The sequence below is a fragment of the Actimicrobium antarcticum genome (genome assembly GCF_039536745.1).
In the GTDB taxonomy this organism is placed as follows: Bacteria; Pseudomonadota; Gammaproteobacteria; order Burkholderiales; family Burkholderiaceae_D; genus Actimicrobium; species Actimicrobium antarcticum.
Genome location: NZ_BAAAZE010000014.1, coordinates 227,193 through 249,639 on the forward strand (window position 1 = coordinate 227,193; position 22,447 = coordinate 249,639).

Here is a 22,447-nt window from a genome sequence, read left to right on the forward strand (position 1 = left end):
CTCGCAAGCGAATGACACGTTCGAGCAAGTCAATGTCGCAGTCAAGGATAGGCAACATGAATCTACATAATCTGCGCATCGGCGCGCGGCTCGGCATCGGTTTCGGCATTACGCTGGCGATGCTGGTACTGGTCATCGTTGCCGTGGGCACGATCAGCGAACGCAACCGCGATCGGATGACGACCCACCTCACGGCCACCAACACCAAAGCCAATCTGGCTGTTGCCATGAAAAGCGCGTTGCTGGAAGGTGCAGTTGCCATGCGCAACGTGGGTCTGCAGTCGGAAGTAACCGCCATGCAGGAGGAAGCCGAGCGCGCCACGCAGCAGCGCAAACGCTATGTTGCAGCACGCGACAAGCTGACCGCCACCGGCCTGTCGGATAGTGAAAAAAATATCCTCGCGAACATCGAAGTGCTGGATCAGAAAATCCAGGCATCATTTTCAGAAGCCATCGGACAAGCGCTGGCATTCAATGCCGAGGGCGCGGCCAAGGTAATCGCGGTCAACATCGAACCCCCTAGCCGGCTGATTCTGGCCGACATCAACAAGCTGGTCGACCTCCAACTGGTGGCGACCCAGCAAACACTCGATGCGACCGTCGCCGATGGCAATGCGTTGCGTCTGCTGATGGGAACGATCGGCGTGATCGCGCTGGCGATCGGTCTGATCTGTGCCTGGGTTCTTACCCGTAGCATCACCCACCCGCTGCGCGATGCGGTCGCAGTGGCACGCCGGGTCGCCGCCGGTGACCTGTCAGCCCAGGTTGTTGTCAGCGGCAAAGACGAGATCGGTGAACTGCTGCACGCGCTCAAGGAAATGAACGACAGCCTTGCCAACATCGTCGCCGAAGTACGCACGGGCACCGACACCATCGCCACGGCATCGAGTGAAATTTCGGCAGGCAACCTCGATCTGTCCTCGCGCACCGAGCAACAGGCTGCCGCGCTGGAAGAGACGGCTTCGTCGATGGTGGAACTGACCACGACCGTGAAACAGAATGCCGATAATGCGCACCAGGGCAATGTGCTGGCAGCCAGCGCATCGGCCGTCGCGGTGCAGGGCGGTGCCGTGGTGGCAGCCGTGATTCGTACCATGGGTGCCATTACCGAGTCGGCTCACAAGATCGTCGACATCATCGCCGTCATCGATGGCATTGCCTTCCAGACCAATATCCTGGCATTGAACGCTGCCGTGGAAGCTGCCCGGGCCGGTGAACAGGGCCGCGGGTTTGCCGTCGTCGCCGCCGAAGTCCGCAACCTGGCACAACGCAGCGCGACTGCGGCCCGTGAAATCAAAGCCCTGATCGGCGACTCGCTGGAGAAAGTCGACGCCGGCAGCAAGCTCGTCAACCAGGCCGGCAGCACCATGGCCCAGGTGGTCACCAGCGTCAATAGCGTGACCGACATCATGGCCCGTATCGCGCGCGCCAGCCAGGAACAGAGCACCGGAATTGAACAGGTCAATCAGGCTATCGGCCAGATGGATCATGTCACCCAGCAAAACGCCGCGCTGGTCGAGCAGGCCGCTGCTGCAGCGGCATCGATGCATGACCAGGCCGCCTCGCTGGCCGGTGTGGTGAGTGTCTTCAAGGTCGACCGGATTGCGGCAGTCGCGCCACCGGTGCAGCGACTGCAAGCCAGACCGCCGGCACGCGCATCCCGGGTAGCACCAGCCACCCAGCGCAAACTGGTGCCGCAGGATGCCAGCGACGATTGGGAACAGTTCTGACGTGCCACCGCCGCCGTCGCTACCGACCGTCGCGGTGGCAGACGATTCTGGCAAAGAAAATGCCGTTTAATTCCTGAAAACAATGCGGACGGAAAACGGATTCGGTTACCTCTGCGGTTACCTCTGCCTACCTGCGAAAAAATAATTGTTTTTGCCGAATTGTTTGCGCTCTTGTCGTGTCACAGACAGGCAACCTCGTTGCATCCGTGATCACTGTCAAGGGGCATACCGTGCAAGAAGAATTCATCAGGCAATCCGGGTTAACCGACATCAATAGCTACCCGCAATGGGCCCGCAACATCCTGCAGGCGACGCAGGAAAAAAAGCGCCAGGTCGTCCACCATGACGTCTTTGCGATGATGAAAGAGGGTCGTCTGCCATCGCGTGCCATGCGCAATTTTCTGATTGCAGGCTGGCCGGTCATTGAACAGTTTCCGCAGTACATGGCCGTCAATTTATGCAAGATCCGCTATGGCCGCTCGCGCGGCGAAGACCTCGCCCGCAAATACCTGCTGCACAATATTCGCGTGGAGCAAAACCACGCCGACCACTGGGTGAACTGGGCCACCGCATGCGGTGTCGCGCGCGCAGAGTTGCTGACAGTCACGGCCCCAATCGAGAGTCTGGCCCTGAGCCATAGTTGCTGGCATACCTGCGAACGTGATTCGCTGGCCACCAGCATGGCCGCCACCAACCTGGCCATCGAAGGCGCGACGGGTGAGTGGTCGACGCGGGTGTGCGCATCGACCGTGTATGAAAACACGTTCGATCAGGACGTACGCCACAAGGCCATGCGCTGGCTGAACATCCACGCCCGGTACGACGACACCCATCCCTGGGAAGCGCTCGATATCATCTGCACCCTGATCGGCAACGTCGCCATACCGAGCTACCAAAGCTTGCTCGAACTGCGTGTCGGGCAGAGTTATGACTACATGACCATGTCGCTGGACCAATGCCTTGCCCAACCCAAAAAATAAGGAGATTCACCAGCGTTGCATGACCACGCTCCCGCCACGGTGAAGTCAGTCCGCCATGCAACGTTTGCGCAATCTGGATGACAACGCCGACGGCACTTGTCCGAAATCAAAAGCCGTGCCCTTGCGAATGCTACTTTCGTCGCAGGTGTTCTGTTCCGGATGTACGTGATGCAGTACCGGTTGCTGGCGGTGACGATCAGGCAAGGAGGAATCATTTTGCATCCCCAAGTAGAGCCCGCAGAGACAGCGCAGACATCGGAAACCGCTGAACGCAGTCGCCTCGACGCACTGGACAAATATCGGATCCTTGATTCCGAACCGGAGGCCCGCTTCGACGATATTTGCAGACTGGCGGCGCTCGTCTGCGCGGCACCCACCGCGTTCATCGGCTTCGTCGCCGAGCATCGGGAATGGTTCAAGGCCAGGTCAGGCTGGCACATTGATGAAATCAACCGTACCGATTCGATCTGCAACGATGTCATCGCCAGCAATGACATTGCCATCACCATCATCGAAGACACGCTGCTGGATCCGCGCTACTGCGACAAGGCGCTGGTCATCGGAACGCCGTTCATTCGCTTTTATGCAGGCGCGCCGATACGCACCCGTGAAGCGCATGCGATCGGTGTTCTGTGCGTCATCGACAAAGTGCCACGCACCTTGTCGGCCGAACAGAGCGCGGTACTTGGCATGCTGGCCAGGCAAATCGAGGCACTGCTGGAACTGCGCCGCAATATCGTCGAACTGGAAGCCGTGATTGCCGAGCGTGATGATGTCCAGGGCTTGCTGCTGCAGGCACACGGCGATATCGAGGCCACCCTGGCCGAATTGCGCCGATCGGTCGAAGCGACCTATTATCTGATGCACACGAAAGCCAATGCAACGATCGACGGCATCCAGCTGTCGCAGTATTTCGACACCGACTTTCCGGGGATTTTTTTCATCATCAACGCGCAAGGGTGCCTGGCAGGCTGGAACAAGCGTGTCGAAGAGGTTACCGGCTACTCGCATGATGAAGTCCAGCATCGCCGTGCCATCGATTTTTTTGATACCGACGAATTGAAAGCGGTCGTGCAGGGCAAGATCGAGACCGCATTCGAGGAAGGCAGTGCCGATTTCGAGGCCAACCTGATGACCAGGAGCGGCGTCAAAATTCCGTACTATCTGGCCAGCGCGCGCGTGGAAATCGAAGGCCAGCCCTACCTGTCCGGCATGGGCATTGACATCAGCGCAACCTATCGCTCCGAAGAAGCGTTCGAGTTGCGCAACCGGGCGATGCAGGCTTGCCAGAATGCCGTCATCATCACCGACCTGAATTCCCGCGTCGAATATGTGAATCCGGCTTTCGAGACCATGACCGGTTACGCCAACGCCGATATCCTCGGCAGGAATTGCAGTGTCCTGCAACGCGACGATACCGAACAACCCGAACTGGACAATTTGCGTCAGGCCGTGCGGGCCCAGACCGAAGGCAGCGCGGTCCTGCGCAATTACCGCAAGAACGGCGAGTTGTTCTGGAATGTGGTGCACATCGCACCGGTGCGCAATCATGCCGGCATCGTCATGCATTTTGTTGGCGTGCTCAATGACGTGACCGAAATGAAGCTGTATGAAGGACAACTGGAACATCGCGCCAACTTCGATGCGCTAACCCATCTGGCGAACCGCAATTTGCTCAGGGATCGTCTGCGCCAGGCCATCATTCATGCTCAGCGCCATAAAAAAATCGTCACCGTGGGCTTTGTTGATCTTGACAATTTCAAGCTCATCAACGACCGGCACGGACACCATGCCGGCGACGAAGTGCTGCGGACGGTAGCCGATCGCCTGAAGGCCTGCATCCGTGCCCAGGATACGGTGGCGCGCTATGGCGGCGACGAGTTCGCGTTTGTCCTCACGGAACAGGCCGGTGAAGACAATGTCGCGTTCCTGATGCAGCGCCTGTTACGTGCCATCGCCCTGCCCTTCATGGTCGGTCAACAGACCATGAAGGTCAGTTGCAGCATCGGGATCAGCCTGTATCCGCGCGATGGTCTTGATAGCGACACCCTGCTGCGGCTTGCCGACGTGGCGATGTATCGCGCCAAGGAAAGCGGACGCAACACGTTTCAGTTTTATACCAGCCAGGTCAACCAGAAAGTCCTCGATCGAATCACGCTGGAGACCCGGTTACGACACGCTCTGGAAAATAACGAATTTCAGGTGGAATACGAACCGCTGTTTAATCTGAAGAGCGGGCTTATCGTCGGTGCCGAGTCACGGCTGATCTGGACACCGACCGACAGCAAGGCGGTCGAGCCCGCCGAATTTCTCGCACTGGCCGAACAGACCGGCCTGATTGTGCCCATCGGTGAATGGATGATTCATCGCGCCTGTCTGGACAACAAGGCGTTGCAGAAAAATGGCCTGCGCCCGATCCGCGTCGGCGTCAAAATTTTCGACTCGCAGTTCAATTCGGCCGGCTTGCGCAAGGTCATCGACCACGCGATCACGATGTCGGGCATGGACGCACGCTATCTCGAACTCGATGTGACCGAAACCCTGCTCATGCAAAACCCGGACGCGTCGATCACACTGCTCGCCGAATTGAAGGAGTGCGGCCTGCAGCTGACCGCCGATGATGTCGGCAAAGGCTATTCGAGCCTGGCGTATTTGCCACGATTTGGACTGGATCGACTGACCATAGCTGCGTCGCTGGTCAACGACATCGGCGGTGATCCGGAGCAGGCACGCGTTGCGCGGTCGGTCATCTCGCTAGGGCACAGCCTGAACCTGATCGTGATGGCAGAAGGTGTACGCAGCGCCGAACAGCTGGCGTATCTGAAGGCAAACGATTGCGACGAAATCAAAGGTGAACTAGTCGGCCCGGCGCTTCCGTTCGACCAGTTGAGTATCCTGCTGCAGCAAGATCAGCGCGTTGGCATGGCATAAACCAGATCACCACTATCTGTGGAAGGGGTCGATGCAAATGACTGGTGGCGCGCGCTCGCTCCACTCACTGGAACGACAGCGTGCTTGCAGTACTCAGGCCAGACGAGGATCAAAACGGCAAGACAACACCGCCACTGCGCGCCCCATTGCGGCATGGATGTCGGCTTCCTTGTACACCGACTTTCTGATGAGGCTGCAAGCGCATGAAATGCCTATTCATCGTTTGTTAAACGTCCGCCAGATTGACTCCTCTGCTGTTTTTTCAGTCTGGGAGTTGATTTTCCGCTGGGTCAGCGAACGAAAAACCGGTTACAAGAATTTTTGAACTGATTATTTTAACCAAATAGCTTATGTTCGCTTGCGAACATAGCAAGCTTGCGCAAGCTTGCGTCTCCGAATTGTGCAGTTTAACCTTCACTGGATGGGTGCAATAACGTTGTTCAGCTGGCAGATGTAGTAAAAAAACCAACCCGACAATCAGCGCAATTCCGGGCCCGACAACAAAAAGTTATCAGCCAAAACAGGTTCCTGCTTCGCAGAGACTGACTGAAACAACATGATATGGAATAGCCCGACGTGATGAAAGCATCTATCGAACGAGAAGATTTTAGCGAGCGCTTGCAGCTTGCGTTGCGCAACGCCGACTATTCGCCAGACAGCCCAACGCAGCTTGCGCGAGAGTTCAATGTTCGCTTCACTGGCGGACCCATTACCGTCCACGCCGCGCGCAAGTGGTTAGGCGGAGAAGCCATTCCGACGCAGGAAAAACTGCGCACGCTGGCACAGTGGCTCGGTGTGCCAGCAGAGTGGCTGCGCTTCGGTGGCGGCGACGCAAAACCCGGTGAGCCCTCCGAGATGACGGCGCGCTTTGAATCGGCCGACGTCAAGCTGATCGCCGACCTGCAGCGCCTCGATGAAACCCACCGCACCATCGCACGCGAGATCATTCGCTTGCTGGTACGGGTCAATCGGCCAGGCTGACCTGATCGACCCCTTTGCCAGTGCCGGGCATCAGTCCCGGCACGGTTCGCAGCAGGGAGTGCCTGAACCGGCCGGGATGGGTTCAGGCCTCCCGACGCAGCTGTTCCAGGTACCGCATGCCAGCAATCGCGCGGCTGCCGTACCACGACAGCATTTCTCCATCCACCAGCAATACCGGTTTGCCGATCTGGCGCTCGAGGCTGTCCGCATGTGCCTCGCTAAAACGATACGGTTCGCTCGACAGGAGTACCAGGTCGATTCCGTCGTTGAGCTGGTCTGACCAGTCGAACGCCGGATAGCGCTGGACGCTGCCGGGCACTGCCACTTGCACCCAGTCGATCCGGGCCAGCATGCGCGCGATGTAGGTGTCTGCGGATACCGTCATCCAGGGATCTTTCCAGATGCAATACAGCACCCGCTGCGGCCTGCCTGCGCCCAGTGCGGCAGCGGCTGCCTCGAACTGCGTGCACAGCGCTTCGGCGCGTTCGCTGCAGCCGAATATCCCGCCCAGCATCCGGTACAGTGCCAGGTTGTCGACCGGCGCCAGCGGATGCGTGACGACCACGTGCGGAATGAATTGTGCGAGGGCGTCGACGGTCGGTTTTTCGTTTTCGTCGATATTGACGATCAGATGAGTCGGTGCCAGCGAACGGATTTTTTTGGTGTTGACATCCTTGGTACCGCCCACCTTGGCAATCGTGCGTACGGTCTCGGCAGGATGGATGCAAAAGCCGGTCCGGCCCACCAGCCAGCTGGCCAGGCCGAGATCGCACAGCAGCTCGGTAATCGATGGCACCAGGCAAACGATCCTGGGCGGGTGTGCCGGGTCCACGGCGGCGTGTGCAACCCCGGCCGAGTCAATGAACAGCATGGTCACTACGCGCCTTGTGGGGTGCTTTGGAAAAGGCCAGGTCATACAGCGCACGGGGCATGAGCCGCAACAGTCTGGCGACGATGGCCATCTGCCACGGCAGTACCCGATACCGGTTGCCGGCGGCAATCACGGCGAGCGCCTGTGCCGCAAATTGTTCAGCGGGCATCAGAAAAGGCATCGGATAGGCATTCGCCCGAGTCATCGGTGTATCGATATAGCCCGGTGCAATGGTGACGACGCGGATGCCGCTGTCGCGCAATTCGACCCGCAGGGATTCGCAATAGCTGATGACGGCGGCTTTCGAGGCACTGTAGGCACCTGCTCCCGGCAAGCCGCGAATGCCGGCCAAGCTGCCGATGCCGACGAGTCGCTGGCCGGGACGCGGTTGCGACTGCATGGCCGCGATGAACGGTGCGAACGTGGCGACGGTTGCGATCAGGTTGGTGTCGATGACGCGCTGGAATACGGCCAGGTCGGCCGCCTGGTCGGTCAGGGTTCCGACCGAGATACCGGCATTGGCGATGACGATATCGATACCGCCCTGCGCAATGAAGTCCTGTGCGGCAGCCGCCAGCGCAACATGGTCAGTCACATCCACCGGATAGACCCGGTGCTGCGCGGCATTGGGCAATGTGGCGACCAGTTGCTCCAGCAATTCGCGCCGTCGTGCAACCAGACCAAGCTGGGCGCCTTGCTGCGCATACTGCCGCGCCAGGGCAGCGCCCAACCCGCTCGATGCGCCGGTAATGAAGACGCGTTGTGTGCTCATGGGCACTCCGGTGATGGTTGAAAAAAGCCCGCGCTCTTGCGAGTTGCGGGCTTGCTTGCAGGATCAATTACAGGCCTGACTTCGTGCTGATTCAACAATCGCCGGCAGATTATTTTTTGGCTGGTGCCGCAGTCGCCTTGTGTTCGGCCTGCGCCTTGGCGACCAGCGCGTCCATCACCTGCAGGGTGGCGGATGCCAGTACCGGCTCGGGTTGGCGGCCGCCCATGGCGGTGCCGACGATCGATGGCGACGTGATGTACTTGCCGTCAATGGCGACTGTTGGCACGCCATCGATCTTGTAGGCTTCCTGCAGACTCAGCGCGCGCTTGACCTTGCTTTGCATGCCGAAGGAATTATAGGTATCGGCAAACTTCTGCTTGTCGATGCCCTGCTTGCCGATGAAGTCGAGGATGGTTGCATCGGTGTCGATCGCCTGGCGCTCGACGTGAATGGCATTGAATACCTTGCGCTGCATCTCTTCGGACTTGCCCATCGCTTCCAGTGCGTAGTACAGCTTCTGCTGTGGTACGAAGGATTCGCGGAAGCTGATCGGGACACGCTTGAAGACGATATTGTCGCCTTGCTTTTTGACCCATTCAGCCAGCGACGGCTCGAATGCGTAGCAATGCGGACAGGCGTACCAGAAAAATTCCGTGACTTCGATTTTTTTGCCGCTCTCGGTAGGCTGGGCACGCTCCAGAGTGCGGTATTCGGCGCCGCTTTGCGGGGCGACCGGACTGGCGCTGGCAACGGAGGCGGCCAGGCCCAGCGTCAGACCAAGGCCCAGCGTGGCAACCAGACGGGGAAAGGATGTCGTGAGACGTTTGGTGAATGTCGTGAATTTAGCGATGCGCATATAACTCCTCAGGGATTTTTCGGGGTGCGAACGACGGCAACATCGACGCCGTTATCAGTCAGTTTGCCGCGGATACGGTTCATCGTGTCGAGCTGGCTGAACGGGCCGATCCGGACCCGGTAGAACGTACCGTTATCGCTCGGACGCTCGGTAATGCGGGCTTCAAATCCGAGCAGGGCCAGCTTGGCACGGGCATTTTCTGCATCGGCCTGTTCACGGAACGCGCCGGCTTGCAGGGTATAGATCCATTTGTCGTCACCATCGCCCTTGGCCTCGGGCGCTTGTGCCGGCTCGGGCTTGCGACCTTTTTCAGCGACCGGCGGCAGGCTGGCTTCCTTGGCAGCTGCGTTTTTTTCGGCTTGCGGATCTGCACTGTTGGGTGGTGTCGGTGCAGGCGCTGCCAGCTCGCGTGCCGCTTCCCTGGCAGCGGCCTTGTTGCCGTACAGCGGCTTGTTCGGATCGCTGGCCTGCGCCGGCGTGAGCTCGGAGCGGTCGGTCTTGGTGACCTTGTTCAGGAACGGCAAGGTGGTTTTGTTGATGGTCAGTGCGACCCCGACTGCAATGCCGAGGCCCACGATCAGGCCAAGGATCAGGCCGAGCAGCGTGCCGCCGGTTTGCTTGCCGAATTGCTTCATGGATGGAGTCTTCATACGTGGAGGTTACATCCTCAAGGGTGCGGAAACACCGATCAGTGACAGACCGTTACGCAATACCTGGCGGGTGGCCAGCAGGAGTGCCAGTCGGGCCATCCGGGTTGGCAGGTCGTCGACCAGTACGCGCTCGGCATTGTAGTAGCTGTGCAGTTCGCCGGCCAGATCGCGCAGGTAGAACGCGACCTGGTGTGGACCAAGTTCGTCGAGCGCATGTTCGAGCGCCTCGGGATAGTCGGCCAGACGGGCCAGCAACGCGGTTTCACGCGGAGCGGTCAGCGGCGACAGGTCGACGCCGTCCAGCGTGGCTTCGTCGCCGCCCCACTGGGCCAGCACCGAACAGATCCGGGCATGGGCGTACTGCACATAGTAGACCGGATTTTCGTCAGACTGCGCCTGAGCCAGATCGACATCGAAAATGAACTCGGTATCGGCCTTCCGTGAGATCAGGAAAAACCGCACCGCGTCGCGGCCGCGGGTCAGGTCGCGTGGCTGGCCGATCTGCTCCGGTGCGACTTCGCCGCTGGACCATTCGATCAGGTCGCGCAACGTGACGTACGAACCGGCGCGCTTGGAGATCTTGACCTCTTCGCCGTTCTTCATCACGGTCACCATCTTGTGCAGCACGTAATCGGGATACCCGGTCGGGATACCGAGATCGACCGCCTGCAGGCCGGCACGCACGCGGGCGATGGTGCCGTGGTGGTCGCTGCCCTGAATGTTGATCGCGTTGCCGTAGCCACGCTCCCACTTGACAATGTGATAGGCCACATCCGGCACGAAATACGTGAAGGTGCCGTCGGACTTCTTCATGACCCGGTCCTTGTCGTCGCCGTAGTCGGTGGTACGCAGCCACAGCGCGCCATCCAGTTCGTAGGTCTTGCCGGCCTTGATCAGGGTATCGACGGCAGCCAGTACCTTGCCATCGCCGTACAGCGACGATTCCAGATAATAGTTGTCGAATTTCACGCCGAAGGCCTGCAGGTCCAGGTCCTGTTCATGGCGCAGGTACGCCACGGCGAAATGGCGGATCGCCTCCAGATCCTCGACATTGCCGCTGGCGGTGGCCGGTTCGCCATCGCTGGCCGAGACGGTTTTACCGGCCAGGAAATCGAGTGCAATCTCGCCGATGTAGTCGCCGTTATAGGCGGGCTCGGGCCAGTTTGCGTCACCCGGCTTGAAGCCGCGGGCGCGTGCCTGGACCGAGGTCGCCAGCGTGGCGATCTGCACGCCGGCGTCGTTGTAGTAGAACTCGCGCATCACGTCATAGCCCTGGGCCTCGAACAGTGCCGACAGCGCATCGCCGAGCGCGGCCTGGCGTCCATGGCCGACATGCAGCGGACCGGTCGGATTGGCGGAGACGAATTCCAGCAGCACCTTGCGGCCGACACCGAGCGCACCGCGACCGTACTGGCCGGCTTCCTGCAGCACCGTGCGCACCACTTCCTGACGCGCCGCCGTGGCCAGGCGCAGGTTGATGAAGCCGGGCCCGGCAATCTCGACCGCCTCGATCAGGCCATCGCGGGCCGGGTCGGCCAGCAACGCGGCAACCAGCAGCTGCGCCAGTTCACGCGGATTTTTTTTCAGGGGCTTGGCCAGTTGCATGGCGATATTGCAGGCGATGTCGCCGTGGGCCGGATCACGCGGACGTTCCAGCACCACGGTCGGTTGCAGGTCGGTGCCGGCGACCAGAGGTGCCAGGGCGGTGTGGAACAGGTCGACGATGCGTTGTTTTTGGAGAGCGAGCATGGATGAGTGGGGTCGAATGAGGGACAGCGAACCGGGTGCCGCTGTCATGAAAACACGGACTCTGATTATACCGACGCGACTGTCAGCTGCCTAACTTGTCGCGGCAGTATGTTTCCAGGAAGCGCTGCAGCTGGAACGCCTGCGGCAACCAGGGCTGGTCGGACAAGGCCGCCGGGTTCCGGAAGACGTAAGTCTGGACCATGATCGTGTCACCGGATGTGGTGCTGGCGGCAACGCGAATACGGCGATAGCCATCGCCCTCGAAATGGTCCAGCGCCGCCAGGTCAGCCGCATCCACGTTCAGATACACCAGGCCATCGACGCTGCCACCCGGCCGAGGCGTGATGCCCGGATAGGTATCGCCGCGCACGGCATAGCGCTGATAGTCGGCGATGCGGGCCGGTTCGGCGATGTACTCGCCGCGGACTACGCGCTGCCAGACGACGGGGAACATCAACGAACCGTAGGTGAATACATGGACTGGCATGGGGATTTTGGCGAATGGGCGAGTGACTATTTTGCCATGCCGGGAGCGGTGAATAGGGACGGGAGCGGTAAATAGGGACGGGCGTGGTCAACATGAATGTTGGGCTTCGCATCTGGCACGTTGAGGGTAGGTGTTGGGGCGGGCACCGCAGCTCGTCACCATTCATGCGCGCTTTGCGCGCTTCCACGGAGCGGATGCCTGTTTGTTTCAAACGCAAACCAGCTCGCGCTAGCGTGGCGGCCTGACGTAGGGCGCTGCGATTTCCGCCTTCATTCGATATCCGACGCTCCCCGCCAGGCCCATCGTATTTTCTGCGGTCCGTGAACGCGCGATTTCCAGCGTGCCACTGACCCACACGGTATCCATCATCTGTACATTTTGCAGCGGCTTGTCTGCGAAAACATGGATGATTTGATTGGCAGGTGGTGGCGGCGTGTGTATGCATGCCCCAAAGTAGGGGACCAGCAAAAATTCATTCACCTTGCCTCGCTCGCCCTCCAGGGGAACGACAAAACCCGCGATACGAATGCGTGCGCCGTTCATGGTTGGTTCGGTGGGCGCGCTGTCCCACTCGTCGCGCAGTTTTTGCAGTGCATCCATTGCGCGGGGATCGGCATCGTTCAATTCTCCTACGGTGGCGTTCAAGGTTTTCATGGGGTCCCATCCCTTTGGTGCCAGAGCGAACCACGACACTTCCTTGAATGGCGCCTGTGACGCTGACACAGATGTTACGGGCTGCTTTGGCGGTGCCGTTTGCAAACGCTCGCCGATACGATAATTGGTATTACTGCCATCGAATGCTCCTACTGCAGCGCGCGTACGCTCGGTGACATTGGTAGCCAGCGAGGAAACGAACCTGACCAGCCCCGGAGTCATTCCTGCTCCCATGCCCAATACCAGTCCCGACATCACCAGCAATACCAGCAAAATTAAAAGTCGTCTCATCACAGCTCCTATAATCGCGGCGTCAAGCCATCGGCAAGTGACAGCCTGTAGGCGCAATATCCCGGCACCAGACTCACCAGAAGACCGGTGCCAATCACGGCGCCCAACAGCGGCAGCTCGTTCGCCGCCAGCAAAATTGGCTGAATCATCAGGCCGTAGTGGGCCTGCACAAGCGGTGCGCCAAGCATGGTGGCAAGGTCCAGTAGCGCCACCCCCAGCAAGGTGCCGATAACCGTCATCACAAGGCTTTCCAGCATCAGCATCAGAAACACGTCACGCGGCCGTGCACCAACCGAGCGCAGGATCGCAAGCTCTCGACGCCGCTCGGCGAGGCCCGCCAGAATCACGGCAACCAATCCGCTCAAGCCCACCAGCACCACCAGCGCCGAGACGGCGAACAGTGTCTTCTCAACGATGCCGACCACCTGCCACAACTGATCGAGCGCGACACCCGGTAGCACTGCCAGCAATGGCTCTTCAGTGGACTCGTTGATGAAGCGCTGCATCTTGAACACGCCGGCGCGGCTTTTAAGGCCAACCAGTGCGGCGGTAATCTGTTTTGGCGTGAGGTCGAACTTGCGCACATGGTCGGCCGGAATCGACAGGCCGGGTAACTGCGCGCCCCCTTGCCAGTCGAGATGGATGGCCTCCATCGCTTCCAGACTGATGTGCGCAGTACGATCGATGGGCGTACCGGTACGACTCAGGATGCCCACTACCGTGAACGGTTTGTCCGCATGCTCGCTCAAACCGTTGTCGTTACTACCGTGGTTCAACGTGATTTTGTCGCCAAGCCGGTAGCGCAGCCGTTGCGCTATTTCTGCGCCGAGCACCACATCGAACACGCTTTCAAACTGTTTGCCTTCGACAAACGACAGCGGCCGAGAAGCCCCGTAGCGAAAGTGCTCGAAATACGCTGATGACGTGCCGAGTACCGGGAATCCGTGATGCGAGTCTCCTAAAGACAGAGGAATCGCCCACGCTACCGCTGGATGCGCGGCGATGCCCTGGAAACTGCGCCAGCCAATATTGTTTGTTGCTGCGCCGATCCGGAATACCGAATACAGCATCAATTGCACCGGGCTGGTCCGCGCGCCAATGACGAGATCGGTGCCGGACACCGACTGCGCAAACCCTGTGCGAGCATCGTTCCGGATGCGCTCGACCCCGACCAGCATCATCACCGAAAGCGCAATCGCAACCAGCGTCAAGCTCAGGGTCAGGCGCCGATTCCAGGCGCTTTTCAATGCAATCGCGTAGAGATGAAGCATTAGTTGCTCTCCTCGATCACCGCGCGATTGAGATCGGGCAGTGCCACTTCGCGCGTGAAGTGCGTCGCCAGCCGATGGTCGTGGCTGACGAATAACAAGGTCGCTTGCGCGGCGTCGCATTCGTGAAAAAGCAAATCCAGAAAATCTTTTTGTCGCGCCGCATCCAGCGACGACGTCGGCTCGTCGGCGATGATCATTTCCGGTCGCCCGATCAAGGCTCTTGCAGCGGCGACGCGCTGTTGCTGGCCGACACTCAAGCTGGTGACCGCGCGATCACGTAGTTCCGGGCCGAGACCCAGCTGCCGGAGCAAGCGGCTGGCTTCTTCCCGCACGGTCAAACCCGCGGCGGTGGCGCGCGCTCTGCGTCGAGTCGAAAACCAGCAAGGCAGCAACGTATTCTCGACTACCGACAAATAAGGAATCAGATTGAATTGCTGGAAAATGAAGCCAATGTGATCGACCCGAAAGCGGTCACGTGCGCTGGCCGACAGCGCCGTGAGATCGGTGTCGAGCAGACGTATCGTGCCTTGCTGCGGCGCCAGTACCCCACCCAGCAACGCCAGCAGCGTGCTTTTGCCGCTACCGCTCGGACCGTGCAGAAAAACCCGTTCCTCCGCAGCGAGGGCGAAGTGCGCAATATTTATACACGGCACTGACACGCCCGGCCATCCGTACGACAGGGCATCGAGCATCAGGATGGGGTGATCAGACATTGCGCATCACCAGAACAGGCGACGTTGTTTCGGCGTCAGTTTCGCAGCTGACTGGCCGCGCGGCCCGACTACTTGTACATCGAGTTGATGCAAGCCGGAAAACGCATTGAACAAATTGACGTTCAGATCTTTTAAAGCGGCTGGCATGCGGCAATGGAAGCTGACTGCGAATTCGATCCCGGCGTGTTCGCCATCTTTTTCGGCGCCACCTTTTTCGGGTACTCCGAGCTGCAACACCGGCGCCGTGAGTTGCACCGGCCCCGCCGTGCATTGCGCTGCCGCCGTCAAGGCAAACAACTTTTCCGGTTGACGCAGTTTCTCAATCATCTGCTGCACTGCCTGCTTTTGCTTGTCGGTGTCAGGCGCACGTTCGAAGCCGAGCAGATTGCCCAACGGGCTGTCCAGATCGATTGATACGGTGTTCTGATCTTGTGTCACTTGCAGCATGGCCAGGCCATGTACGTGGGCACCAGGTTCAGCCGAAAACGCCTGGGTACTCGCCATCAAGGCCATCAAACCAAGTCTGATTATCGATTGCTGCGTCATCGTGTTTTTTCCTTTCAATACCATCGTATTTTCTGCATCGGGCTATGCACGCAGCGTGACAAACGGTGGCGCGACGGCTCCCGCTTGCTGCATGACGTTGAATCTTTTTGCGACGTTGCCTGCGCCAGACGCAGCGCGAAGTCGGTCACGTCAATCAGAGAAACCATCATCACATCGTCCAGCGAACTGACATTGATGTGCGCCATCATCGTCTGCCTGATTCGGCGTTATGGCAGCGATTAACCATCGCTTCTACCCACGCAGCATCGATCTCACCAGCATGTTTTGCGCAGATGCTGCGGTCGGCATGCAACAGTGTGGTGTAGGGCAACACCCCGTTGACATTGCCGAAGCGCGCCAAGATGCCGCGTGGCTCGGCTGGCGCATGCAATAGCTGTACGGGCGAACGCAATGCCCGCGCTACCGACTCTGGAGCGGTCAATGTGTCCGATGGCCGCTGTACCGCAACGGCCATCACACGCACCGAGCCGGCGTGTGCAAGCCCGGCCAGAACTGGCATTTCACGCACACATGGTGGGCAGTCGCTACGCCAGAAATTGATCAACGTCGCTTGCGCCGGCAATCCGGAGAGGCGAACGAACCCGTGCTCGCCGGCCAACTCGAAGTCCATGGACGGGGCCACTGCCTGCGCACCGCCAAAACTGCAAGCGGCAAGCACAGCACACGCAACCCGGCCCCTTGTTCTATGCAGGCTCACAGGGCAAACTTCACGCCGGCGTACACGAAGCGACCCCGGTTCGGCCCCCAGATGTGGGTCACATCAAGCGCGCCGCCGCGATCAACCCACAAAAAACTTTCCTTGTCCGATTGCTTGAAATCGAACAGATTATCCAGGCCAACGAATGCGCTCCAGCGCTTGTTGACGCGATACTCGCCGCGTAAATCGACCACCCAGAAGCTCGGACTACGGTCACGCTTCGGCGTTCCGTCCAGGTTGTATCGGGGATTGTTCGCGTAGTCGTAAAACCTCGCCAGATCTTGCGAGCCAGTCCACGTTGCGCGGGAAAATACATCCCACGGACCGCTGGCATAGTCGAGTCGCAAATACACACGTTTGTCGGGGCGCGCGAACGCAAGTGTGCCGGGATCGAAAGAGTAGCGGGTTCGCTCCAATCCGAGCGTGCCTTCCAGCGCGGACGTGATCTTGTAGGTCGCGGTCACATCGCCGCCAAGCAGCGTGACCGGATTGTCCGCCGAGGTGAAGCGCGTGACTGACTGACCCGTCACCGGATCAGTCTGGTTCGGGTCCAGCAGCGCCATGTCGTGGATGCGGTTCCAGTTCACACTGCCGACCCACGACAAACGATCAGCCGCATACGCCAGGGTGTAGGACGCGTTGTGCGACACCTCCGGCTTGCTGATCTGGCGGTCCACTCGTGTGGTGTCGAGAATGCCGTGGTCCTGCTCGAAGAAAGAGGTCGGTGCGCGAAATCCCTTGCCGACAGCAATACGACTGTTCAAGTGCTCGTCATGGTTCCACAGCAAATTCAGGCGCGGACTGGTGATGGTGCCGAACACGTTATGTTTGTCGATGCGCACCGAACCGTTCGCCTCCAGCTTGCCATCGAACAGGCTGTGGTATGCCTGTAAAAAGACACCCGGGGTGCGATAGACGTAATTGTCGATGCCGTCGTTGCGCATGCCATCGCTGCTTTGGCCCTTGCTGTTCAAATTTTCATAACGATAATTGAACCCGCCAGTCACCAGGGTCTCGCCTAACGGCTGCTGTGTGCTGAGCTCGACATAGGTCTGCCTCTGGTCCGCAATGTACGTGGATTTTTCATAGAAAGAATCCTGTCGATGCTTGGCGTAGCCGAACGCTAAACGCATGCTGCCCTCGCCAAGCCGCTTCACGCCGCTGGCAATGAATTGCGTACGATCGGTGAAAATGATTTCCGACATGCCGGCACGGCCATCGTTGTAGACCGTCCCTGATTGACCGTTCGACAGGGTATCTGGTCCGGCGCCATCTGGCGTTACCCAGCCGCGCGAATCGGGCGAACCGTGCGCTCCCTTCGACCAGTCAAACGGGTTTCCGGCGCCATCGCCCTTGATGCCGGCGGCGTCGCGGCCCAGCGCTCCGCCGTTGCGTTTTTCGCTCACCACGTCCAGCCTGCCACGCACCTTGAACCCGCCTAGGTCATCGGCAAAGAACCCAAGCCCGCCGAGATTGCGTCGATAGCCGCTGTATTCCGAAATATCGTTGCCGTCGCCGTCGACGGTATTGTGTTGATTGCGGCTGACATTGGCGGTGACTGCCCCGCCGGTGAAGACGCGCGCGCCGAACCAGGCTGACTGCAGCTGCCCGTAGGAACCGATCTGCTGCGTGTACTGCAGCTCGTTTGTCATGGGACGGCGCGTGACGATATTGACCGATCCGGACAACGCCTCAGGTGCGATCAGGCTGGCCCCTGCACCGCGCGCGATATCGATGCGTTCGATGCCGCCCAGGCTGACACTGTCCAGACCATACGCCGACGACACCGATGAAAAGATCGGAATGCCGTCGATCATCACGGTGGTGTACCGTCCCGGCAAATTGTTCAGTACGACGTTGCGCACATTGCAGATCGAGCATTCGGTCTGCATCGCAATACCGGGGCGTTTGTCGAGCGCCTCTGTCAATGTGGTGGCACCGCTTTTTTCGATGTCACGTGCGCTGATGGTTTCGGTGGTGACGACGTCTTCACGCAGGATTGTCTTTGCCGTGGGGCGCTTGCTGGTGACAACGACAGGCTCAAGCTGCTGATCATGTGCCCGTACCGGAAGTGAGAATCCCGCGATGAGCGCCAGCGCCAATGGTCTATTTAAAAAAAATCGTCGCATCATATGCAATCTCTCTTTCATTTCGGGGGCGCTGCCACGCACAGGAAAATCAGCCATCTGCTGCCCCCTCGTTTTGTTTTTGTCGATTTCTGCGGGAATGCGCCGGGCGGGGAACGAATCAAAAAATCGTGCCCGTTCTTGCGGAAGAAACGCCATCCCGGCAGCGGTTATCGACCCTCGTTGCGTCGTCCTTCGCGCAGCTGAAAAACCAGCTCGCGCTGCCACTGACAAGGCGTCGTTTCTTTTTTGCGTCAACTCTTGTGTCAGTCGGTCAGGCAATTTGCAAGGCCGTTCAGGAATAAGTCGCCGGGGAGCTTGCGGCCGATGAAAACGATGACGGTTTCTGGCGTTTCGTTGATCAACCATGGTTTGCCAACCCGGGAGGCTTTGAGCATGTGCACTCCTTGAAACACAAAGCGTTGCTCAATTTCCTTGACGTAAAGAATGCCCTTGTAACGCAGCAGATCCCTGCTGTACACCGTAAGAATTCGAGCCAGAAAATCTTCAAGCCTGTCCGGATCGAACGGCCGCAGAGATCGAAATACAAACGAGCGTATGTCTTCGTCATGTTCGTGGCTGACGTCGTTGAGAAAATCCGGTTCGATGTCGAGAATCGCCTGCAGATTGAACCCCTTGATGTCAAGAATCTGATCGAGTTCGGTTTCTCCGAAATGCACTTTGCGTACTGGTGCACGCGCATTGATGCTCCGCAAGCGTGCGATCAGAGCTTCGGTTTCTTGCTCAGACACCAGATCGGTTTTTGATAACAGAATGCGGTCGGCAAACCCGACTTGCTCCTGCGCTTCATGATGTTGCTCGAGTTGTTGTGTTGCGTGCATGGCATCGACAACAGTGATGATGGCGTCGAGCGAAAAGTACTCGCCGATTTCCTCTTCGACAAAAAAGGTTTGCGCTACTGGCGCCGGATCAGCAAGCCCGGTGGTCTCTATGATTACGCGATCAAACCGCACTTCGCCCCGTTCGCGTTTGTCGGCCAGTTCGCCGAGTATGCGGACCAGGTCGCCACGCACCGTGCAGCAAATGCAACCGTTATTCATCTCGACGATTTGCTCTTCGCTGTTGACCAGCAGTTCGCTGTCGATTCCGGCCTCGCCGAATTCGTTTTCGATCACGGCGATTTTCTGGCCGTGGTGTTCACTCAATATACGATTCAATAGCGTCGTTTTTCCGCTACCAAGAAATCCGGTCAGTATGGTGACCGGGACCGGGCGTGACATGGTGTCGATCGATGACATGGCGCTACTCCTGAAGTGGGAAACGGGAAGATCCCGGACGGCGAATCAGCCATAGATACGCCATGAGTAATCCGAAAAAAAGAACGAATCCAGTGACGGTCAATGTCATGTCGCCGAGTTCAATGCCGGGAAAGAAATGCGTTGCAATGCCGTATGACGCGATGCCATACGACAGCGTCACCACGATCCAGCCAACCTTGCGGCGGTAGGCCAACGCTTCGTCTGCACGCGCGACCTGCCGTAGCAGGCGCACCATCAAACGGCTATCGAGCGTGTCGGTGATCACCATGCCGCTGGTAAAGGCCAACCCCACCAGCAAGGCCATTGCTACGCCGGAATGCGCGGTTGCCGCGTAGCCCCATGCGGCAGCCTGGGTCGCCGTATCGAACACCAGTGCGAACACGACACCCACGGCAAAAATCGCCAGCGGATGAGACCTCTCGCGCAGCCGTTGAGGAACGAAACGCGTTTTCCAACCGGCGACGCGATAGTCGTTTCGGCTCAACAACGCGCGCAGATTGCATGTACCGACCAGGATCAGCAAGGCGACAGGCAACCAATCCAGCAATCCCCTGATCGCGGCCGGTATTGGCACATTGCCGGCCAGCGTACCGAGCACCACGGCAATCAGCGTCACTGTCAGCCCGTGCCCCAGCGCAAACAGCGTGCCGGTCCAGCGCGCCATGTCCGGTCGCACCTGTACGCTCCGGTACGTCATGCTGTCGATCATCGCGATGTGATCGGGATCGAAACCATGCCGCAAGCCAAGCACGAACATCAGCGACAATCCTGATATCGATATCAGTTCAGTGTCCATACGAACCTTTTTTTGCAACTGAGTTGCATGTGTTGACCGAACAAATTGCGTGTTTGCGCTGTGCCGTACAGATGCGGCAGAAAGACCGGTTCTTGAAATGTGCAGTGAAGAGATGCGCACCACCAAACGCAGCCAGTACTATCTCGGCGACTTCTCCGAAGAGCGGCCCGATCAGCAGTACTGCGACGCTAAAATAGAGAAGGCCAAGCCCGCCCAACACGAGTACCTGCCATCGCCGATGGGTGACGAATCCAGGAATCAGCGCCAGCAACACCGGCAAGGTCACCAGCACGACCAGGTACTGGTGAAACACCTGGCTCTGCTGCCCCAATCCAAGCATCAGGAACAGCGACAAAAGCAGCGGTGCGCCCAAGCAATGCAGCAGGCACAGGATCGATGCCGTCATGCCGAAATAGTCGGCAATTCCAACCATCTTGTTCAATTCGCCATCTCCTGTTGGGTCTTGTTTTTCGCAGCTTCAATGAAATGATCGAGCGTCTGTGCGACGAATTCGGCGTCCATGTCGCGCACGATAAAAACCAATTTTGTTTCACGCCAATCGTCGGGCCAGCGGGCCAGGGTCGACGATGGAAAAAACATGTGCTGCACGCCATGAATAACGCGCGGCTTGTCTTCGCCTTCGACATCAATAATCCCTTTGATTCGCAGCAAATGTTCGCCGCACACCATGGCCAGCATTTCTAATGCGAGCAATAATCCATTCCAGGGCAATGGCTCGTTGAAGGTGATACAAAACGCCCCGATGTGATCGCCGTGCCGGTTGATTTCCTCGGTGAGCAGCATTGCCTTTTTGCTTAAACCGACACCGCGCCGGACTTGGACCCGCCTGTAAGTTTCGGCTTTTAGCCACTGCTGTACATCCAGGGTTTTGCTCAGTGAATCGTAAGCGACGGCATCAAGAATCGCCTGAGCATCACAATTTTCTTCGCCTGTCCGCGATAGGTCCGCACCGGGATTGATCTCGCGTAACCGAGTGCGCAGAGCATCGATCTGATTTGTGGTGGCCAGATCGGTTTTGGTGATCAGTATTCGGTCCGCGACTGCTGCCTGTTTTACCGCTTCGGTATGACGATCCAATTGTTCCGCACCGAACAGACCGTCTACACAGACGATCACGCCAGCCAGACGGTAATGCTGCAACATCGTCGGATGGCTCAGCAAATCATGAAGAATCGGCGCCGGATCGGCCAGACCGGTGGTTTCGATGATGACGCGCTTGAAATAAGGGACTTTCTTGTCGTTGCGTTGCCAAAACAGGGAACGCAACGCGCCAGACAAAGCGCCGCGTACTGTGCAGCAGATACAACCGTTGTCTAGCACCACCGCACTGTCCGTTGCTGCTTCGATCAAATAATGGTCGAGCGCGATTTCGCCGAATTCGTTGATAAGAACTGCGCTATCAGCAAGTGCCGGTGTTTTTAGCAAACCGTTAAGCAGCGTGGTCTTGCCGCTACCCAGAAAACCGGTCAGCACGGTCAGTGGAATTTTTTCCATGCGATCTCAACAAGTTGGCTGCACGTCAATATGCAACACAGTTGCATATTGTGCGTAAAATTTTTTTGTCATGCGCACTTTGCGCACAACCCTTTCACAGTCATTTCAATTTCCAGGCTGCGGTACCCATTCGGCAATGGCGGCACGTTGTTAGCTGCACCAAGATCATTTAGACAGATCACTTCAGCGCAGCGAGTGCACTTGAAGTGCGCATGCTGATGGTGTTCGGCATCCTTATTGTTGAACAAAAAAAGCCACACCCGATCAGCACTTACCACCTTGTGCACCAAACCGTTCGCGGCTAACCAGTCGAGCGCCCGGTACAGCGTCACCCGGTCGATTTTCTCGTCCTGATCCAGAGTGGTCTCGATCTGATGATGGGTTACGGCGCTCTGCTGTGCCAGCAGTACAGCCAGCACTCTGATCCGCGCCACTGTCGCCCTGGCATCGATTCGTCGGATGCAGTCTTCTGCCTGATCAAAAAAAGATTGTTTAGCCATAGCTTCAACATGCAACACGATTGCAAAACC

At 58.5% G+C, this 22,447-nt stretch carries 23 protein-coding genes; 5 read left to right on the forward strand and 18 right to left on the reverse strand.

Annotation, left to right across the window (positions count from 1 at the left end; all coding sequences use genetic code 11):
* The first annotated feature begins 56 nt into the window (after positions 1 to 56).
* From ABD720_RS17790 to ABD720_RS17810, 5 genes are all read left to right on the forward strand, one after another.
* Positions 57 to 1,730, forward strand: a complete 1,674-nt coding sequence (locus ABD720_RS17790; protein ID WP_344765386.1) for a methyl-accepting chemotaxis protein — start codon at positions 57 to 59, stop codon at positions 1,728 to 1,730.
* A 206-nt stretch (positions 1,731 to 1,936) separates the two neighbouring features.
* Complete coding sequence (locus ABD720_RS17795; protein WP_344765387.1) at positions 1,937 to 2,710, forward strand: iron-containing redox enzyme family protein; 774 nt, start codon at positions 1,937 to 1,939, stop codon at positions 2,708 to 2,710.
* 216 nt (positions 2,711 to 2,926) lie between these two features.
* Positions 2,927 to 5,641: a sensor domain-containing phosphodiesterase gene (locus ABD720_RS17800; protein WP_344765388.1), complete on the forward strand. Its 2,715-nt coding sequence runs from the start codon at positions 2,927 to 2,929 to the stop codon at positions 5,639 to 5,641.
* A gap of 31 nt (positions 5,642 to 5,672) precedes the next feature.
* Positions 5,673 to 5,966, forward strand: a complete 294-nt coding sequence (locus tag ABD720_RS17805; protein ID WP_344765391.1) for a hypothetical protein — start codon at positions 5,673 to 5,675, stop codon at positions 5,964 to 5,966.
* Positions 5,967 to 6,220: 254 nt separating this feature from the next.
* The gene (locus ABD720_RS17810; RefSeq protein ID WP_344765393.1) at positions 6,221 to 6,622 is read left to right on the forward strand and encodes a hypothetical protein; all 402 of its coding nucleotides are present in this window, start codon (positions 6,221 to 6,223) and stop codon (positions 6,620 to 6,622) included.
* 82 nt (positions 6,623 to 6,704) lie between these two features.
* Here ABD720_RS17810 and ABD720_RS17815 read toward each other — a convergent pair whose 3' ends face one another.
* The 18 genes from ABD720_RS17815 to ABD720_RS17900 all read right to left on the reverse strand — a co-directional run bounded on the left by ABD720_RS17815 (position 6,705) and on the right by ABD720_RS17900 (position 22,417).
* A complete protein-coding gene (locus tag ABD720_RS17815) occupies positions 6,705 to 7,493 on the reverse strand; it encodes a helical backbone metal receptor (protein ID WP_344765395.1) in 789 nt (262 codons plus the stop codon).
* Positions 7,480 to 8,265, reverse strand: a complete 786-nt coding sequence (locus tag ABD720_RS17820) for an SDR family oxidoreductase (protein ID WP_344765396.1) — start codon at positions 8,263 to 8,265, stop codon at positions 7,480 to 7,482. Before ABD720_RS17820 ends, ABD720_RS17815 begins: the two co-directional genes overlap by 14 nt.
* A gap of 109 nt (positions 8,266 to 8,374) precedes the next feature.
* Positions 8,375 to 9,121 (reverse strand): thiol:disulfide interchange protein DsbA/DsbL, encoded by a 747-nt coding sequence (locus ABD720_RS17825; RefSeq protein WP_344765397.1) that lies wholly within the window; start codon positions 9,119 to 9,121, stop codon positions 8,375 to 8,377.
* 8 nt (positions 9,122 to 9,129) lie between these two features.
* Positions 9,130 to 9,756: an SPOR domain-containing protein gene (locus ABD720_RS17830; protein WP_344765398.1), complete on the reverse strand. Its 627-nt coding sequence runs from the start codon at positions 9,754 to 9,756 to the stop codon at positions 9,130 to 9,132.
* A 24-nt stretch (positions 9,757 to 9,780) separates the two neighbouring features.
* Positions 9,781 to 11,520 carry an arginine--tRNA ligase gene (argS, locus tag ABD720_RS17835; RefSeq protein ID WP_344765400.1) on the reverse strand — a complete coding sequence of 580 codons (1,740 nt, stop codon included), beginning with the start codon at positions 11,518 to 11,520 and terminating at the stop codon, positions 9,781 to 9,783.
* Between the two features lie 82 nt (positions 11,521 to 11,602).
* On the reverse strand, positions 11,603 to 12,007 hold the full coding sequence (locus ABD720_RS17840) for a gamma-glutamylcyclotransferase family protein (protein WP_344765402.1): 405 nt from the start codon (positions 12,005 to 12,007) through the stop codon (positions 11,603 to 11,605).
* 228 nt (positions 12,008 to 12,235) lie between these two features.
* Entirely contained in the window at positions 12,236 to 12,952 is a 717-nt protein-coding gene (locus ABD720_RS17845; RefSeq protein ID WP_344765403.1) for a DUF3299 domain-containing protein, read from the reverse strand.
* An 8-nt stretch (positions 12,953 to 12,960) separates the two neighbouring features.
* The gene (locus ABD720_RS17850) at positions 12,961 to 14,223 is read right to left on the reverse strand and encodes an ABC transporter permease (RefSeq protein ID WP_344765405.1); all 1,263 of its coding nucleotides are present in this window, start codon (positions 14,221 to 14,223) and stop codon (positions 12,961 to 12,963) included.
* Positions 14,223 to 14,936 (reverse strand): ATP-binding cassette domain-containing protein, encoded by a 714-nt coding sequence (locus tag ABD720_RS17855; protein WP_344765407.1) that lies wholly within the window; start codon positions 14,934 to 14,936, stop codon positions 14,223 to 14,225. The genes ABD720_RS17850 and ABD720_RS17855 overlap by 1 nt, the downstream gene beginning before the upstream one ends.
* 6 nt (positions 14,937 to 14,942) lie before the next feature.
* Positions 14,943 to 15,482: a DUF2796 domain-containing protein gene (locus tag ABD720_RS17860; protein ID WP_344765409.1), complete on the reverse strand. Its 540-nt coding sequence runs from the start codon at positions 15,480 to 15,482 to the stop codon at positions 14,943 to 14,945.
* A gap of 14 nt (positions 15,483 to 15,496) precedes the next feature.
* Positions 15,497 to 15,691: a hypothetical protein gene (locus ABD720_RS17865; protein WP_344765411.1), complete on the reverse strand. Its 195-nt coding sequence runs from the start codon at positions 15,689 to 15,691 to the stop codon at positions 15,497 to 15,499.
* On the reverse strand, positions 15,688 to 16,113 hold the full coding sequence (locus ABD720_RS17870) for a TlpA family protein disulfide reductase (RefSeq protein WP_344765413.1): 426 nt from the start codon (positions 16,111 to 16,113) through the stop codon (positions 15,688 to 15,690). Before ABD720_RS17870 ends, ABD720_RS17865 begins: the two co-directional genes overlap by 4 nt.
* 83 nt (positions 16,114 to 16,196) lie before the next feature.
* A complete protein-coding gene (locus tag ABD720_RS17875; protein ID WP_344765414.1) occupies positions 16,197 to 18,302 on the reverse strand; it encodes a TonB-dependent receptor plug domain-containing protein in 2,106 nt (701 codons plus the stop codon).
* A gap of 290 nt (positions 18,303 to 18,592) precedes the next feature.
* Positions 18,593 to 19,585 carry a CobW family GTP-binding protein gene (locus ABD720_RS17880; protein WP_344765415.1) on the reverse strand — a complete coding sequence of 331 codons (993 nt, stop codon included), beginning with the start codon at positions 19,583 to 19,585 and terminating at the stop codon, positions 18,593 to 18,595.
* 4 nt (positions 19,586 to 19,589) lie between these two features.
* Positions 19,590 to 20,402 (reverse strand): HoxN/HupN/NixA family nickel/cobalt transporter, encoded by an 813-nt coding sequence (locus ABD720_RS17885; protein ID WP_344765416.1) that lies wholly within the window; start codon positions 20,400 to 20,402, stop codon positions 19,590 to 19,592.
* Positions 20,392 to 20,835: a MerC domain-containing protein gene (locus ABD720_RS17890; RefSeq protein ID WP_344765511.1), complete on the reverse strand. Its 444-nt coding sequence runs from the start codon at positions 20,833 to 20,835 to the stop codon at positions 20,392 to 20,394. The genes ABD720_RS17885 and ABD720_RS17890 overlap by 11 nt, the downstream gene beginning before the upstream one ends.
* A 5-nt stretch (positions 20,836 to 20,840) precedes the next feature.
* Positions 20,841 to 21,917 carry a CobW family GTP-binding protein gene (locus ABD720_RS17895; RefSeq protein ID WP_344765417.1) on the reverse strand — a complete coding sequence of 359 codons (1,077 nt, stop codon included), beginning with the start codon at positions 21,915 to 21,917 and terminating at the stop codon, positions 20,841 to 20,843.
* A gap of 68 nt (positions 21,918 to 21,985) precedes the next feature.
* Positions 21,986 to 22,417, reverse strand: a complete 432-nt coding sequence (locus ABD720_RS17900; RefSeq protein WP_344765418.1) for a Fur family transcriptional regulator — start codon at positions 22,415 to 22,417, stop codon at positions 21,986 to 21,988.
* Positions 22,418 to 22,447: the final 30 nt, after the last annotated feature.

Bases quoted from the DNA above. Each gene is read 5' to 3' on its own strand.
- ABD720_RS17790 (WP_344765386.1), top strand. From the start codon at position 57: ATGAATCTACATAATCTGCGCATCGGCGCGCGGCTCGGCATCGGTTTC.
- ABD720_RS17805 (WP_344765391.1), top strand. From the start codon at position 5,673: ATGCAAATGACTGGTGGCGCGCGCTCGCTCCACTCACTGGAACGACAG.
- ABD720_RS17810 (WP_344765393.1), top strand. From the start codon at position 6,221: ATGAAAGCATCTATCGAACGAGAAGATTTTAGCGAGCGCTTGCAGCTT.
- ABD720_RS17815 (WP_344765395.1), bottom strand. From the start codon at position 7,493: ATGCTGTTCATTGACTCGGCCGGGGTTGCACACGCCGCCGTGGACCCG.
- ABD720_RS17820 (WP_344765396.1), bottom strand. From the start codon at position 8,265: ATGAGCACACAACGCGTCTTCATTACCGGCGCATCGAGCGGGTTGGGC.
- ABD720_RS17825 (WP_344765397.1), bottom strand. From the start codon at position 9,121: ATGCGCATCGCTAAATTCACGACATTCACCAAACGTCTCACGACATCC.
- ABD720_RS17830 (WP_344765398.1), bottom strand. From the start codon at position 9,756: ATGAAGCAATTCGGCAAGCAAACCGGCGGCACGCTGCTCGGCCTGATC.
- argS (WP_344765400.1), bottom strand. From the start codon at position 11,520: ATGCTCGCTCTCCAAAAACAACGCATCGTCGACCTGTTCCACACCGCC.
- ABD720_RS17840 (WP_344765402.1), bottom strand. From the start codon at position 12,007: ATGCCAGTCCATGTATTCACCTACGGTTCGTTGATGTTCCCCGTCGTC.
- ABD720_RS17845 (WP_344765403.1), bottom strand. From the start codon at position 12,952: ATGAGACGACTTTTAATTTTGCTGGTATTGCTGGTGATGTCGGGACTG.
- ABD720_RS17850 (WP_344765405.1), bottom strand. From the start codon at position 14,223: ATGCTTCATCTCTACGCGATTGCATTGAAAAGCGCCTGGAATCGGCGC.
- ABD720_RS17855 (WP_344765407.1), bottom strand. From the start codon at position 14,936: ATGTCTGATCACCCCATCCTGATGCTCGATGCCCTGTCGTACGGATGG.
- ABD720_RS17860 (WP_344765409.1), bottom strand. From the start codon at position 15,482: ATGACGCAGCAATCGATAATCAGACTTGGTTTGATGGCCTTGATGGCG.
- ABD720_RS17865 (WP_344765411.1), bottom strand. From the start codon at position 15,691: ATGATGGCGCACATCAATGTCAGTTCGCTGGACGATGTGATGATGGTT.
- ABD720_RS17870 (WP_344765413.1), bottom strand. From the start codon at position 16,113: ATGGACTTCGAGTTGGCCGGCGAGCACGGGTTCGTTCGCCTCTCCGGA.
- ABD720_RS17880 (WP_344765415.1), bottom strand. From the start codon at position 19,585: ATGTCATCGATCGACACCATGTCACGCCCGGTCCCGGTCACCATACTG.
- ABD720_RS17885 (WP_344765416.1), bottom strand. From the start codon at position 20,402: ATGGACACTGAACTGATATCGATATCAGGATTGTCGCTGATGTTCGTG.
- ABD720_RS17890 (WP_344765511.1), bottom strand. From the start codon at position 20,835: ATGGTTGGAATTGCCGACTATTTCGGCATGACGGCATCGATCCTGTGC.
- ABD720_RS17895 (WP_344765417.1), bottom strand. From the start codon at position 21,917: ATGGAAAAAATTCCACTGACCGTGCTGACCGGTTTTCTGGGTAGCGGC.
- ABD720_RS17900 (WP_344765418.1), bottom strand. From the start codon at position 22,417: ATGGCTAAACAATCTTTTTTTGATCAGGCAGAAGACTGCATCCGACGA.